Below are 12,855 nucleotides of genomic sequence, written 5' to 3' on the forward strand. Positions count from 1 at the left end.
TTTTGTGTAATTAGTATAATAAGAATGAAATTTACTTGGGATTTCATATCGTCAGTATGAAGATCAAAAGCAGGGAGGTTGAGCGTATGCAGGAACGTATAGCATCGGATATTATGGAAAAATATGTCATTACAGCAAGCCCGGATACATCTGTATTTGATTTGGTAGACATGTTTGTAAAAAACAAAGTGTCTGCTATTCCGGTGGTAGATGATGAAGAAAAGCTGATTGGAATTATTACAGATGGGGATTTATTATACAAAAAGATAAAGCCTCACGTACCGCATTATGTCAATCTACTTGGGGCCAGCATTTATTATAACGGCATCAGCGAATATGACAAGGGATTTAAAAAACTGCTGGCTTGTACTGCTCGGGATATGATGACGCGCAATGTCATTATTGCCGCTCCCGATGCGGATGTCGAACAGATAGCCGGGGTTATGGTTGCCGAACACTTAAAGGTTATCCCTATCGTGAAGGATAAACGTGTGGTAGGAATCATTACACGGCGGGATATCCTGGAGGAATTATATTCCGAATATGGTAAGTCTGATACGGAAGAAGAAAAGTAAAAAATGATACAAAAACAAGGGAATGAGCGCATGACAGGGTTCATTCCTTTTTGTTTTTAAAAATTTACGGTTTCCATTCTACATATGAGATGATATAATGGAATATACTAAAAGTATTGAGGAGGATATGAATGGATAACAAAGAGGTAGTAGTTGTTGTCGATTTTGGCGGTCAGTATAACCAGCTTATTGCGCGGCGCGTCCGTGAAAATCATGTGTATTGTGAAGTATACCCGTATCACAAAGCGGTGAGTAAGATAAAGGAATTGCAGCCGCAGGGGATTATTTTCACCGGCGGTCCGGCAAGTGTATATGAAGAAAAGGCACCGAAAATTGAAGAAGAAGTCTTTCAACTGGGAATTCCCGTACTGGGACTTTGCTATGGTATGCAGTTTATGGCACAGACGCTGGGCGGCGAAGTAGAACAAGCCGATATGCGTGAATTTGGAAAAACAGCGATTTCTGTCAATACAGCATCTCCTTTGTTCAAAGGATTGCAGGAACAGGAAACGGTGTGGATGAGCCATACGGATTACGTTGCAAAAATACCGGTTGATTTTGAAATCATTGCACATACAGAAAACTGTCCGGTCGCGGCGATGCAGAACAAAGCAAAGAAACTCTATGCGATGCAATACCACCCGGAAGTACTGCATACAGAACACGGTAAGGAAATGCTCCATAACTTCTTGTTTGAAATCTGCGGCTGTACGGGATCTTGGACGATGGCTAATTATGCAAAAACGGCAATCGATACTATTCGCAAGACCATAGGAACAGGGAATGTAGTTCTTGCCCTATCCGGCGGTGTAGACAGCTCTGTTGCAGCGGCATTGATCTCTAAAGCCGTTGGCAGCCAGCTGACCTGTATCTTTGTAGACCATGGCCTGCTCCGGAAAAACGAAGGAGACGAAGTAGAAACGGCATTTAAGAACTCCGGGATGAAATTTATCCGTGTCGATGCTTCGGATCGATTCCTTGGCAAATTAAAAGGCGTAAGTGAACCGGAACGGAAACGTAAAATCATAGGTGAAGAATTTATCCGTGTATTTGAAGAAGAAGGACGTAAAATCGGAACCGTCGATTATCTGGCACAAGGAACGATATACCCTGATGTCATTGAATCAGGCGCCGGCGATGCGGCAGTTATCAAAAGCCACCATAACGTCGGAGGCCTTCCTGCTGTTGTCGATTTCAAGGGACTCATCGAACCCCTGCGCAACCTCTTTAAAGACGAAGTACGTGAACTCGGAGCTGAACTGGGACTTCCGGAATACCTTGTATGGCGTCAGCCTTTCCCGGGTCCGGGACTTGCTATCCGTGTCATGGGCGAAATCACGACGGAGAAACTAGCGGTCCTGCGGGACGCCGATGCCATCTTCCGTGAAGAAATCGCGAATGCCGGTTTGAACCGCTCCATTAATCAATACTTTGCCGTACTGACCTCAAACCGTACCGTCGGTGTTATGGGGGATTTCCGTACCTATGACTACACACTGGCTCTGCGCGGAGTCACAACGACAGACTTTATGACGGCTGACTGGGCTCGGATTCCTTATGACGTATTGGATAAAATCTCCAGTCGTATTGTAAATGAAGTAGACCATATTAACCGTATCGTATATGATATAACCAGTAAACCACCTGCTACCATAGAATGGGAATAAGAATAAACAAGGCCGCTGATACAGCATAAAGCTGTTCAGCGGTTTTCTTTGATTTATTGATGAGGGGAAAATGTACTATTATTTTGTTTTTGCCAGAGCTCATTGCTGTAAACCGATCGTATCGACTATCTCTTTTTTGAATTTATACACAGGCAGCGTAAATTAATAAGCGAAATGTATACATAAAACTGATTTAGGGAGTATAATATATCATATAGTGTATACGTAATATGAAACAACAATATAATAGCAGGGAGGTACGGAACATGAAAAAAATCATTAACGATCCGGAGAGCGTAGTAGAAGAAATGCTGCATGGGATGGCGGTATCACAGCCACAGTATGTGACGAAGCTGGAGGGGTTCAATGTAATGGTGCGGACTACCCAAAAGAAGGGGAAGGTAGCACTCGTCAGCGGCGGCGGCAGCGGGCATGAACCGTCTCATGGTGGATATGTGGGAAAGGGGATGCTGGATGCGGCAGTTGCCGGAGCAGTGTTTACTTCTCCGACGCCGGATCAGATATACGAAGCGATCAAAGCCGTAGATACGGGGGCAGGTGTACTGCTCATCATCAAAAATTATACCGGCGATGTCATGAATTTTGAAATGGCAGCGGAAATGGCAGAGGCTGACGGCATCACCGTGGAAAAGGTTGTTACCCAGGACGACGTGGCAGTGGAAAACAGTACATGGACGACAGGACGCCGTGGTATTGCAGGTACTGTGTTGGTTCACAAAATAGCCGGGGCTAAGGCAGAAATGGGAGCTTCACTGACAGAAGTAAAACAAACAGCGGAAAACGTAATTGCCAATGAACGTTCGATGGGAATGGCCATATTGCCGTGTACGGTACCGGCTGCCGGAAAACCGAGTTTTATACTGGCAGATGATGAAATGGAAATCGGCATGGGCATACACGGCGAACCGGGAACGCATCGGGAAAAGATACAGACCGCCGATGGGATTGCTCAGCAGCTCGTGGATAAGATCTTGGCCGAAGGCATATACCACAGTGGTGATGAAGTTGCCGTTATGGTCAATGGCCTGGGGGCTACACCGTTGATGGAGCTATACATTGTAAGCGGCAAGGTGCAGGCTATTTTGCAGGAAAAAGGTATCCAGATGGTAAAGACTTATGTGGGAAATTATATGACATCGCTGGAAATGGCAGGCTGTTCGGTCACGCTGTTGAAACTGGATGCGGAATTAAAAAATTTGCTGCTGGCACCGGCGGATACGCCTGCATTCGTGCAGTACTAAATTAAGGTAAAGGACGGATAGCGATGATACGTGCAAAAGATGCGGTGAAAGCCGTAGGGCAAGCCGTGATAGACAACAAAGTGTTTTTAACAGAATTAGATCAAGCCATCGGCGATGGGGATCATGGGATCAACATGGCGCGTGGGTTTGAACGCGTATTTGAAAAAATTGATGCATTGCAGGATGACACGGATTTCTCGACGGTCTTAAAAACGGTGGGAATGGCACTTATTTCCAGTGTCGGCGGTGCGGCGGGGCCATTATACGGAACTGCTTTTCTGCGAGCGGCCGGCGCATGCAAGGATAAGACGGAAATTGATGTGGTAACGGCGAAAACCATGCTGGACGCGGCTATCAAGGGAATTCAGGATCGCGGCAAGGCACAAAAAGGGGAAAAGACGATGCTTGATGCGCTTATTCCGGCTTCGGAAGCTATGGGGAAAAGCCTTGCGGATGGGAAAGATAGTAGGGCATGTCTGTCCGCGGCGGTACAGGCTGCTGCAGATGGTGTCGAATATACCAAGACGATCATTGCTACAAAAGGCAGAGCCAGTTATCTGGGCGAACGAAGTATCGGGCATCAGGATCCGGGAGCGACGTCGTCAACAATCATGCTGGAAGCTGTCTGTAAGGTATTGAAATAAGGAGTGAGAGCATATGGTAGGTATTGTTATCGTTTCCCACAGCAGTAAAATAGCGGAAGGTGTCAAAGACTTGGCGGGGCAGATGGCTGGAGAGGATCAGCCGATCATCGCGGTCGGAGGGACGGAAACAGGAGAAATCGGTACGGATCCGATCCGTATCCAGGCTGCTATAGAAGAAGCGAATCAAGGAGAGGGTGTAGTTGTGCTGGCGGATCTCGGCAGTGCAGTCCTGAGCGTGGGCCTTGCCAAGGAAATGATGGATCCGGATCTTGCTAAGACGGTGTATCTGGCCAATGCTCCCCTTGTAGAGGGTACTGTCGGTGCTGCCGTAGAAGCTGCGGCGGGAAGTTCCGTGGAAGATGTGCTGCAGACGGCACAGGAAGCGCGGGCCATGGAGAAAATAGAATAAAGAATTGAAAACTGCCTCTCAAAGGCTAGACTTAACAATCTAATCTTTTGGGGGCAGTTTTTGCATAACAAGCTAGGGAAATGAATTTGAAAAATAAATCATGCGAACATCACGTGTAAATAGCTATAGATGAATTCATAAAAAAAATATTAATATATAATAACAAAAAAAGTGTGCTATAATATGTATAAATAAAAGTTTTAAATAAACTATCATATTTAGTTATAAAACTAAAATGAATGTCATTAAAACTCCGGGAAAACTACGATGTACATTATTGCATATAGAAAGGTAACTATAACTAATGAGCCTGCGCTTCTTATAGCTGCCTTTTGTTATATATGGCGGAAATTTTGAAAGAACGAGTGAAATATTTGCGTGCAGCGAATATATGAGACGCTTCGGATGCTGGGGAAATACTGTTTGGTACGTAATAATGACTGAATCTATACTAATAGATAGGCTCGTAAAAGTATAGTAGGACTTGTAAAATAATCTTTTTATAAGTGGGTGAAACTATGTATAAAGCACATAAAAATGAAATTACAGGTGAAATTCAATCTGTAAAAGAGCATAGTATTAATACGGCGAATCTTTGCCGTGAATTTGCTGTACCCGTTTTAAAAGATATGCTTTATAATTTAGGATTACTACATGATGTGGGAAAATATCAGATTTCGTTTCAGAAAAGGATTAATGGTAGTAATATTCGTGTAGAGCATTCAACAAGTGGCGCAAAAGTGGTTAAGGAAAAATATAGTAACGGAGTAGCTTTAATGATGGAATATTGTATAATTGGACATCATTCCGGCATTCCAGATGCAGGTACAATTAGTGATACACCGGATATGACTACTTTATATGGTAGAATAAAACGGCAATGTGAAAACTATGATGATTATAAGAAAGAATTAGAAATTTTACCAATGGATAATAATGACATTATTCGATATTTATCATGTGATTGTAAGAATAAATTTGAATTAATAGATAAATATGCTTTTTTTACTAGATATTGCTTTTCTTGTTTAACTGATGCTGACTCGCTCGATACAGCTAAATTTTGCCGAGGCCCTGAGAATAGAAGCCTACATACAAATTTTTATAAATGTTTGGATCAGATAAACAAATCCTTTACTGGATTTGTTTGTAATACTGAGTTACAAAAAGCACGATCAAAAATTCAAGGACAAGTTTATAAAAAAGTTGGACACGATGCTGGCATTTATTTAATGAATATGCCGACTGGCAGTGGAAAAACTTTATGCAGTGCAAAATTTGCCCTAGAAGAAGCAATTATTAAAAAGAAAAAAAGAATTATTTATGTTATTCCATATAACAGTATTATAGAGCAAACCGCCGAAGTTTTTGAATCTGTATTTGGAGAAAATGCTGAAATTCTTCGACATCAATCAACGTTTTCCTATGAAGATAAAGATGGTTATAGTGAAGACTACCGGATAACTATTAAAAATGCAACGGAAAACTGGGATGCACAGATTATTGTTACGACAGCAGTTCAATTTTTTGAATCAATCTATGCCAATAAACGTGGTAAGCTAAGAAAATTGCATAATATGGCGGATAGCGTACTTGTTTTTGATGAGGTTCATTTGATGCCTATTGATTTTTTACAGCCGTGTTTGGAAGCGATTGTATATATAACTAGCTATTTAAATAGTGAAGCTGTATTTTTGACAGCAACTATGCCGGATTTTGAGAAATTAATTAAGAAATATACTTTAAGGGGGAGTAAAATCGAAAATTTGGTGGAAGATACTTCTTTATTTTATCTTTTTGACAAATGCAATTATAAAGATTTGGGTTATTTAAGTGATGAAAAATTAATTACAATCTCCTTAGAATCAGTTTCTAGTTTAATTGTAGTTAATAAAAAAAAGACAGCAAGAAGATTGTATGAGCTTTGCAGGGGAAAAAAATTCCATCTTTCTACATATATGACTGCTTTTGATAGAATGAAAACCATCGCTAGTATAAAAAACGAATTACAGAATTTGGAGAAAAACTTTCCTAATATGAAAAATGTTCCGGAAAATTCTCGAGTAACCGTAATATCTACATCGTTAATTGAGGCGGGTGTAGATTTAGATTTTTGTGCGGTTTTTCGAGAGTTATCTGGACTAGATAACATTTTGCAAACGGGAGGTCGGTGTAATCGGGAAGGAAAACTAAAAAATGCAACAACATATATTTTCCAATTAGAAAGTGAAAAAAATAAGATATCTAATGATATACGTGCAAATATAACGAAAGGGTTAATTAAAAAATATGAGAATATTTCTTGTGCTGATTGTATACGAGAATATTATGACATGCTTTTCTTTTCTCAAGAAGATAGAATTACAAATATGGCTATGTACCAAGAATGTACTGATATTTTGTCTATACCATTTCAATCATATGCAAATAAATTTGAATTAATTGATTCAAAAACAGTTTCTATTGTTGTAGAGCGCAATCGGACAAGTAGTGACCTTATAAAAGAATTGGAGGATACTGGGAAAACTGATGTTAGAAAATTACAAATGTACACATGTACGATTTATCAACAAGAATTTGATGATTTGTTGACACAACATATGATAAATGATTTTGGCAGCGGAATTTGGTGTTTAATGAATAGTGATTACTATGATATTGAAACGGGTATTTTGTTTGAAGGAAAAGATTGTTTTATTTAATAATAGGGAGGAAACAGTATTATGAGCTTTGGATTTCGAATTATGGTTAAGGGGAATTATGCTTGTTTCACCAGACCGGAGATGAAAGTAGAAAGAGTTAGTTATGATGTGCCTACTCCAGGGGCACTAGAAGGTATGTTGAAAAGTGTATATTGGAAACCGGCTATTAAGTATGTAATTGACAAGATTATTGTATTTAATTCAATTGAATTTCTTAATGTAAGACGTAATGAAGTTAAAGAAAAATTGCTATTAAGCAATTTAAAAAAGTCAATGCGAGGGGAGCGTGTTGATTTATCTATTTATACAGATGTTAGTCGAAATCAGCGTGCTTCTATGATTTTAAAAAAAGTATGTTATGGAATCGAATTTCATTTTGAATTGACGAAAGTGAAGAATGATAAAGAACAAAATTCAGAAAACAAGCATTATAATATTATTAAAAGACGATTAATTAATGGGCAATATTTTAGAGTACCTTGTTTAGGCTGTAGTGAATTTCCAGTTACAAGTATTATGTTGCTTGATGAGTTCGATTTAAACTTAATTAGCGATTCTATTTTGAAAGCAGGGGATGTTGATTTAGGATATATGAGTTATAAAGTTGTTTTTGATGATAAAGGTATACCAATTAATAATAATTGGGAAAATCCTGTTTTTTCTGATTGTGCATCAACAATCTATTATCGTCCACATATGATTAATGGGATTATAGATGTCCAAAAATACAGGGAGGGCTTGAAATGTTGATAAAAGCTCTATGTGATTATTATGATATACTAAGTAAAAATGGCAAAGTATTAGCAGAGGGGTACTCATATGTCGGTATTAGTTACCTTATCTGTCTATCTTCTGAAGGAAAAATTGATGAAATAATTGATTGTCGAAAAAGGGTAATAGTTAAAGATAAAAAAGGAAAAGAAAAGAATAAACTAATACCTAAAGATATGTTGTTTCCTCTTCGTACGCAAAGACCAACTATTGATGCTAATATTATTGAACATAGACCGGTATATTTATTTGGCTTGGATGAATCAGAATCTAATGAGGAACAATTTTTCTTAACATCGAATACCAAACATAATAAAGCAATGAAATCACATGCAGATTTTGTGGAAAAGAATTTGAAATTTTTAGAAGAAATAAAAAGTCCTGTCGTTAATGCATATCGTGCCTTTATAGCAAATTGGAGTCCAGACCAAGAAACACAAAACCCAATGTTGCTCAATCTTAATAAAGGGTATGCATCCTCGGGGTATGCATTTTGTTTGTCCGGATATCCAAATCAATTATTGCATGAAGATGAACTATTAAATCAACATTGGACAGATTATTATCAGCAACAAAAATTAGAAGTGGGGCAGAAAAGAATAGGACAATGTGCCGTTATAGGGAAGGAAGCATATATAGCAAGAATACATAATAAAATTAAGGGGGTTGCTGGTGGCTTGGCTACAGGTGCAGTACTGATGAGTTATAAAAATCCTGCTGAATGTTCTTATGGTAATGAGCAATCTTATAATAGCAATATTTCTGAACTAGCCATGAAAAAGTATACTGAAACACTGAATTTTTTATTAAAAAATCAACAGTATCATAAAATAATTGAAGAATTAACAACCGTGTTTTGGGCTGTTAATGAGAATGAAGAGTGTGAAAAGTTAATAGAAAATATGCTTTTTTTTAATTCGGAAACGATGAATGACGAACAAACAGTGCATATGTTAAGAGAACTTATTATTGATGCAAAAAGAGGGAAAATAGTGGCAGAGCGCATTGCCTCGACAAGAAATATTGACACGAATGTTGATTTTTACATGGTCGGATTTAAACCTAATTCGTCTCGATTAGCTATTAAGTTTATTTATCATAAAAAATTTGGTGAAATTTTACAAAATGTAGCTAAATATCAAAATGATTTGCAAATATCACCCGATATTCATCCCATATCATTTTGGAAGATGAGTAAAGAATTGGTCTCACCTCAAAGTTCTGTCGAAAAAATTAATCCGGCTTTATTAGCAAAATTATTTGAATCCATTCTTTGTGGGGCTAATTATCCCATATCATTATTAGCAACAATTGTACGAAGAGTAAAAACAGATAAAGCTATTGCTGCCGATAGTCATCGAATTCGTGCGGGGATTATAAAAGCATGTATTAATAGAATGGCAAGATTTTCTAATCAAAAGGAGGAATTGAAATTGGGACTTGACAAAGAGAACAAAAATCCAGCGTATTTAAGTGGCAGATTGTTTGCTGTTTTAGAAAAAATTCAGCGAGATGCCTCGGGGAATAACTTGAACAGGACCATTAAAGATGTTTATTTTGCTTCCGCAGCTTCTAAACCTGCATTTATTTTCCCTAAAATTTTGAAATTAGCACAAAACCATTTAAGTAAACTTAAGAGTGCACCTTATTACAATAAACTTATAGGGGAAATTATTAATGAATTAGATGGAACATTTCCGGATACACTATTATTAGTTGAACAAGGAAAATTCATGATTGGGTATTATCAACAAAATCAAATTTTATATACAAAGAAAGAGGAGGAAAAATAAATGGCACTAAAAAATCGATATGAGTTTGTAATGTTGTTTGATGTAGAAAATGGTAATCCCAATGGGGATCCGGATGCGGGGAACAGTCCGAGAGTTGATGCAGAAACGGGTTATGGTTATATAACCGATGTATGTTTAAAACGTAAAATACGTAATTATGTTGAGCTGTGTAAAGAAGAGGCATCTGGGTATAAAATTCTTATTAAGCCAGATAAAGCGTTAAACGATAAATTTTCAGACGCTTATGAAGCCAAAAACCTTCCGAAAGATGAGAAAGGAAAAAATATTGATGTTGTAAAACAAGCGCGTGATTATATGTGTGTTAACTATTTTGATGTACGTGTTTTTGGTGCTGTTATGTCAACCGGGAATGATCCGTGTGGTATTGTTCGAGGACCTGTGCAGATAAATTTTGCACGTAGCATATCACCTGTAAATGTTGAAGATATTACTATTACTCGTCAGGCGCGAACAACAAATGTTCGGCAATCAACGGGTGAAACGGAAATAGGTAAAAAAAGTATTATTCCGTATGCATTATATAGAGCAGAAGGGTATGTATCCGCAGCATTAGCTAATAAAGTGACACATTTGTCGGAAGAAGACTTAGTTCTTTTATGGAATGCAATTATTAATATGTTTGAAAATGATCATAGTGCAGCGAGAGGAAAAATGTGTATGCGCCGATTATATATTTTTAAACATGAATCTGTTTTAGGCAATAGTCCTTCTCATGTTTTATTTGATAAAATAGTGGTAAATCAAGTATCTGCAACACCTCCTAGAAGTTTTACAGATTATGAAATTAAAATAGATGAGCAAATGCCCGAAGGGGTACAGCTTATTAAAAAACTATGAGTAGCGCTATAACGATTAGATCTATACAACACTATCTATATTGTGCGCATCGATGGGGGTTAATGACAATTAATCAATCATGGGCTGAAAATGCTTTTGTTACTAAAGCAAATTTATTACACGAACGAGTTCATGACTTTAAAAATAGTTATGTTCTGCGTGGCAAAAAAACATTTACTTCTGTTTCTGTATATACTGATGCGGAACCTTATAATATGTATGGAGTTGTTGATTGTCTTGAAGTGAAAGAAGCAATACGGGGAATCACTATTCCCGGATATGATAAAAAATATAGTTTGACTATTGTTGAATATAAACCCAAAAAACCAAAGATAGAAAATTTTAATGAAGAAGATTTGATGCAGATATTTGCTCAAAAAATATGTGTTGATGCCGTGTTTGGGGGTAATTGTGAAGCGATTGTATATTATGCGGATGTGAAAAGACGTGTGTCATTGCCATTAAAAGAACATTTTGAAGAATATGATAATAAGCTCCGATCAGTTCTTCAGGAAATGCGTATTAATATGGCAAAAGGCATCATTCCTCCTATTAAGAAAAAACAATACTGTAATGGTTGTTCGTTAAGAGATATTTGTATGAGTTCAATGAAACCGATTTACTCAATTCGTTCAACTATTTTGAAAACATTGGAGTAAATGATAATGAGAAAACTGTTAAATACGGTATATGTAACCGATGAACAAGCTTATTTAAGTTTAGATGGAGAAAACTTAGTTTGTAAAATTGATGGCGAAATAAAATTACGTATTCCTTTTGAAAATGTTGAAAGTATTATTTGTTTTAGTTATATAGGTTGTTCACCCGCTTTAATGGGAAAATGCGTTTCTAAATCTATACCCATAAATTTTATTTCGCCATCAGGGCGTTTTTTAGCAAAGGTGTTTGGTGAAACGAAAGGAAATGTTTTTTTAAGAGTATCCCAGATTGATTGTTTTCGTTCTAATGCGATTGTGCTTGCACAAAATACAATGGCCGCAAAATTTGCAAATACACGACAATTAATAAAACGTACATTACATGATGTGCCTGATTTAAAGATGGATTTTGATATACAACAAACATTACAGGTTTTAGCAGATGGGGTTAATAATGTTTTAACTGCAAATAGCATAGAGACAATAATAGGAATAGAAGGAAATTGTGCTAGAAGTTATTTTTCTATATTTAATAAACTTATTACCAATTCTAAAGTATCATTTTCTTTTACAGTTAGGACTAAACATCCTCCTTTAGATGAAATTAACGCTGTTTTATCATTTGTATATACTTTATTGACTATTGAATATGCAGCTGCATTGGAAACGGTAGGATTAGACAGTTATATTGGATATTGTCATACATTGCGGAGTGGGCGAGCATCTCTTGCTTGTGATTTGGTTGAAGAGATGAGATGTGTTGTTGAGAGGTTTGTATTATCTCTTTTGAATCTTAGAATTTTGGGAGAAAAAGATTTTTCAAAACAGATATCTGGAGTTGTTTGGCTTAATGAAACTGGTCGTAAGAAAGTGTTAACGAGGTGGCAAGAAAAAAAACGTAATGTTATTGAACATCCTTATTTAAGACAAAAAATTGCGTTCGGTTTATTCCCATACGTGCAAAGTAATTTATTTGCTAAATATGTTCGTGGAGAGATAAAAGAATATCCGTGTTTTTTAATTAAGTAGGTGTTGGGGATGATGGTTTTAATTAGTTATGATGTTTCCACTATAGATAAATTGGGAAGAACTAGGCTTAGAAAAGTTGCAAAAGAATGTCAAAATCATGGACAAAGAGTACAAAATTCTGTTTTTGAAGCAGATTTAGATTATTCGAGTTTTTTGAAATTAAAAAATAGATTGTTGAAAATAATTGATCCAGAAAAAGATAGTCTCAGATTTTATTATCTTGGAAATAATTGGGGAAAACGTATTGAACATATTGGAATTAAACAAACGTATAATCCGGAAGGAACAATTATTGTATGATTAATTGGCGAACATATAGTGATGGCTAATTCTGCAGGTGTTCGCTTATAAATTTTTTAGTTTTTATGGTTTTATGTATAAAATTTTGTAGCAAAAAAAGTCCATTCCGTGTATGGTGTATGTTGACTGCTGATGAAATACAATATTTTGCGGTCGCACCCTTCACGGGGTGCGTGAGTAGAAATG

The 12,855-nt window shown here is 37.1% G+C and carries 12 protein-coding genes; all 12 read left to right on the top strand.

Annotated features, from left to right (window positions below; genetic code table 11):
* Positions 1 to 86 precede the first annotated feature (86 nt).
* Positions 87 to 575: a CBS domain-containing protein gene (locus BLR11_RS06215; protein ID WP_091649522.1), complete on the top strand. Its 489-nt coding sequence runs from the start codon at positions 87 to 89 to the stop codon at positions 573 to 575.
* 131 nt (positions 576 to 706) lie between these two features.
* Positions 707 to 2,242, top strand: coding sequence for a glutamine-hydrolyzing GMP synthase (guaA, locus tag BLR11_RS06220; protein ID WP_091649525.1), 1,536 nt, complete (start codon positions 707 to 709; stop codon positions 2,240 to 2,242).
* 266 nt (positions 2,243 to 2,508) lie between these two features.
* Positions 2,509 to 3,504: a dihydroxyacetone kinase subunit DhaK gene (gene dhaK / locus BLR11_RS06225; protein ID WP_091649528.1), complete on the top strand. Its 996-nt coding sequence runs from the start codon at positions 2,509 to 2,511 to the stop codon at positions 3,502 to 3,504.
* Positions 3,505 to 3,527: 23 nt separating this feature from the next.
* Positions 3,528 to 4,148 carry a dihydroxyacetone kinase subunit DhaL gene (gene dhaL, locus BLR11_RS06230; protein WP_091649531.1) on the top strand — a complete coding sequence of 207 codons (621 nt, stop codon included), beginning with the start codon at positions 3,528 to 3,530 and terminating at the stop codon, positions 4,146 to 4,148.
* Between the two features lie 13 nt (positions 4,149 to 4,161).
* Positions 4,162 to 4,557, top strand: coding sequence for a dihydroxyacetone kinase phosphoryl donor subunit DhaM (dhaM, locus tag BLR11_RS06235; RefSeq protein WP_091649533.1), 396 nt, complete (start codon positions 4,162 to 4,164; stop codon positions 4,555 to 4,557).
* Between the two features lie 518 nt (positions 4,558 to 5,075).
* Positions 5,076 to 7,259: a CRISPR-associated helicase/endonuclease Cas3 gene (locus BLR11_RS06240; RefSeq protein WP_091649536.1), complete on the top strand. Its 2,184-nt coding sequence runs from the start codon at positions 5,076 to 5,078 to the stop codon at positions 7,257 to 7,259.
* A 21-nt stretch (positions 7,260 to 7,280) separates the two neighbouring features.
* On the top strand, positions 7,281 to 8,009 hold the full coding sequence (cas5c, locus tag BLR11_RS06245) for a type I-C CRISPR-associated protein Cas5c (protein WP_091649539.1): 729 nt from the start codon (positions 7,281 to 7,283) through the stop codon (positions 8,007 to 8,009).
* Positions 8,003 to 9,823 (top strand): type I-C CRISPR-associated protein Cas8c/Csd1, encoded by a 1,821-nt coding sequence (cas8c, locus tag BLR11_RS06250; RefSeq protein ID WP_091649542.1) that lies wholly within the window; start codon positions 8,003 to 8,005, stop codon positions 9,821 to 9,823. The genes cas5c and cas8c overlap by 7 nt, the downstream gene beginning before the upstream one ends.
* Positions 9,824 to 10,681 carry a type I-C CRISPR-associated protein Cas7/Csd2 gene (gene cas7c / locus BLR11_RS06255; RefSeq protein ID WP_091649545.1) on the top strand — a complete coding sequence of 286 codons (858 nt, stop codon included), beginning with the start codon at positions 9,824 to 9,826 and terminating at the stop codon, positions 10,679 to 10,681.
* Positions 10,678 to 11,340 (top strand): CRISPR-associated protein Cas4, encoded by a 663-nt coding sequence (cas4, locus tag BLR11_RS06260; protein WP_091649547.1) that lies wholly within the window; start codon positions 10,678 to 10,680, stop codon positions 11,338 to 11,340. The genes cas7c and cas4 overlap by 4 nt, the downstream gene beginning before the upstream one ends.
* 6 nt (positions 11,341 to 11,346) lie before the next feature.
* The gene (gene cas1, locus BLR11_RS06265; RefSeq protein ID WP_176762891.1) at positions 11,347 to 12,369 is read left to right on the top strand and encodes a CRISPR-associated endonuclease Cas1; all 1,023 of its coding nucleotides are present in this window, start codon (positions 11,347 to 11,349) and stop codon (positions 12,367 to 12,369) included.
* Between the two features lie 9 nt (positions 12,370 to 12,378).
* The gene (gene cas2, locus BLR11_RS06270; protein WP_091649552.1) at positions 12,379 to 12,669 is read left to right on the top strand and encodes a CRISPR-associated endonuclease Cas2; all 291 of its coding nucleotides are present in this window, start codon (positions 12,379 to 12,381) and stop codon (positions 12,667 to 12,669) included.
* Positions 12,670 to 12,855: the final 186 nt, after the last annotated feature.

Origin of the sequence: Megasphaera paucivorans, assembly GCF_900103535.1 — a bacterium.
Taxonomy (GTDB): domain Bacteria; phylum Bacillota; class Negativicutes; order Veillonellales; family Megasphaeraceae; genus Megasphaera_A; species Megasphaera_A paucivorans.

What these genes read in the sequence shown, in the direction of transcription:
- cas1 (WP_176762891.1), top strand. Translation starts at nt 11,347, where the DNA reads ATGAGAAAACTGTTAAATACGGTATATGTAACCGATGAACAAGCTTAT.
- dhaM (WP_091649533.1), top strand. Translation starts at nt 4,162, where the DNA reads ATGGTAGGTATTGTTATCGTTTCCCACAGCAGTAAAATAGCGGAAGGT.
- cas2 (WP_091649552.1), top strand. Translation starts at nt 12,379, where the DNA reads ATGATGGTTTTAATTAGTTATGATGTTTCCACTATAGATAAATTGGGA.
- cas4 (WP_091649547.1), top strand. Translation starts at nt 10,678, where the DNA reads ATGAGTAGCGCTATAACGATTAGATCTATACAACACTATCTATATTGT.
- dhaK (WP_091649528.1), top strand. Translation starts at nt 2,509, where the DNA reads ATGAAAAAAATCATTAACGATCCGGAGAGCGTAGTAGAAGAAATGCTG.
- cas7c (WP_091649545.1), top strand. Translation starts at nt 9,824, where the DNA reads ATGGCACTAAAAAATCGATATGAGTTTGTAATGTTGTTTGATGTAGAA.
- BLR11_RS06215 (WP_091649522.1), top strand. Translation starts at nt 87, where the DNA reads ATGCAGGAACGTATAGCATCGGATATTATGGAAAAATATGTCATTACA.
- dhaL (WP_091649531.1), top strand. Translation starts at nt 3,528, where the DNA reads ATGATACGTGCAAAAGATGCGGTGAAAGCCGTAGGGCAAGCCGTGATA.
- cas8c (WP_091649542.1), top strand. Translation starts at nt 8,003, where the DNA reads ATGTTGATAAAAGCTCTATGTGATTATTATGATATACTAAGTAAAAAT.
- guaA (WP_091649525.1), top strand. Translation starts at nt 707, where the DNA reads ATGGATAACAAAGAGGTAGTAGTTGTTGTCGATTTTGGCGGTCAGTAT.
- BLR11_RS06240 (WP_091649536.1), top strand. Translation starts at nt 5,076, where the DNA reads ATGTATAAAGCACATAAAAATGAAATTACAGGTGAAATTCAATCTGTA.
- cas5c (WP_091649539.1), top strand. Translation starts at nt 7,281, where the DNA reads ATGAGCTTTGGATTTCGAATTATGGTTAAGGGGAATTATGCTTGTTTC.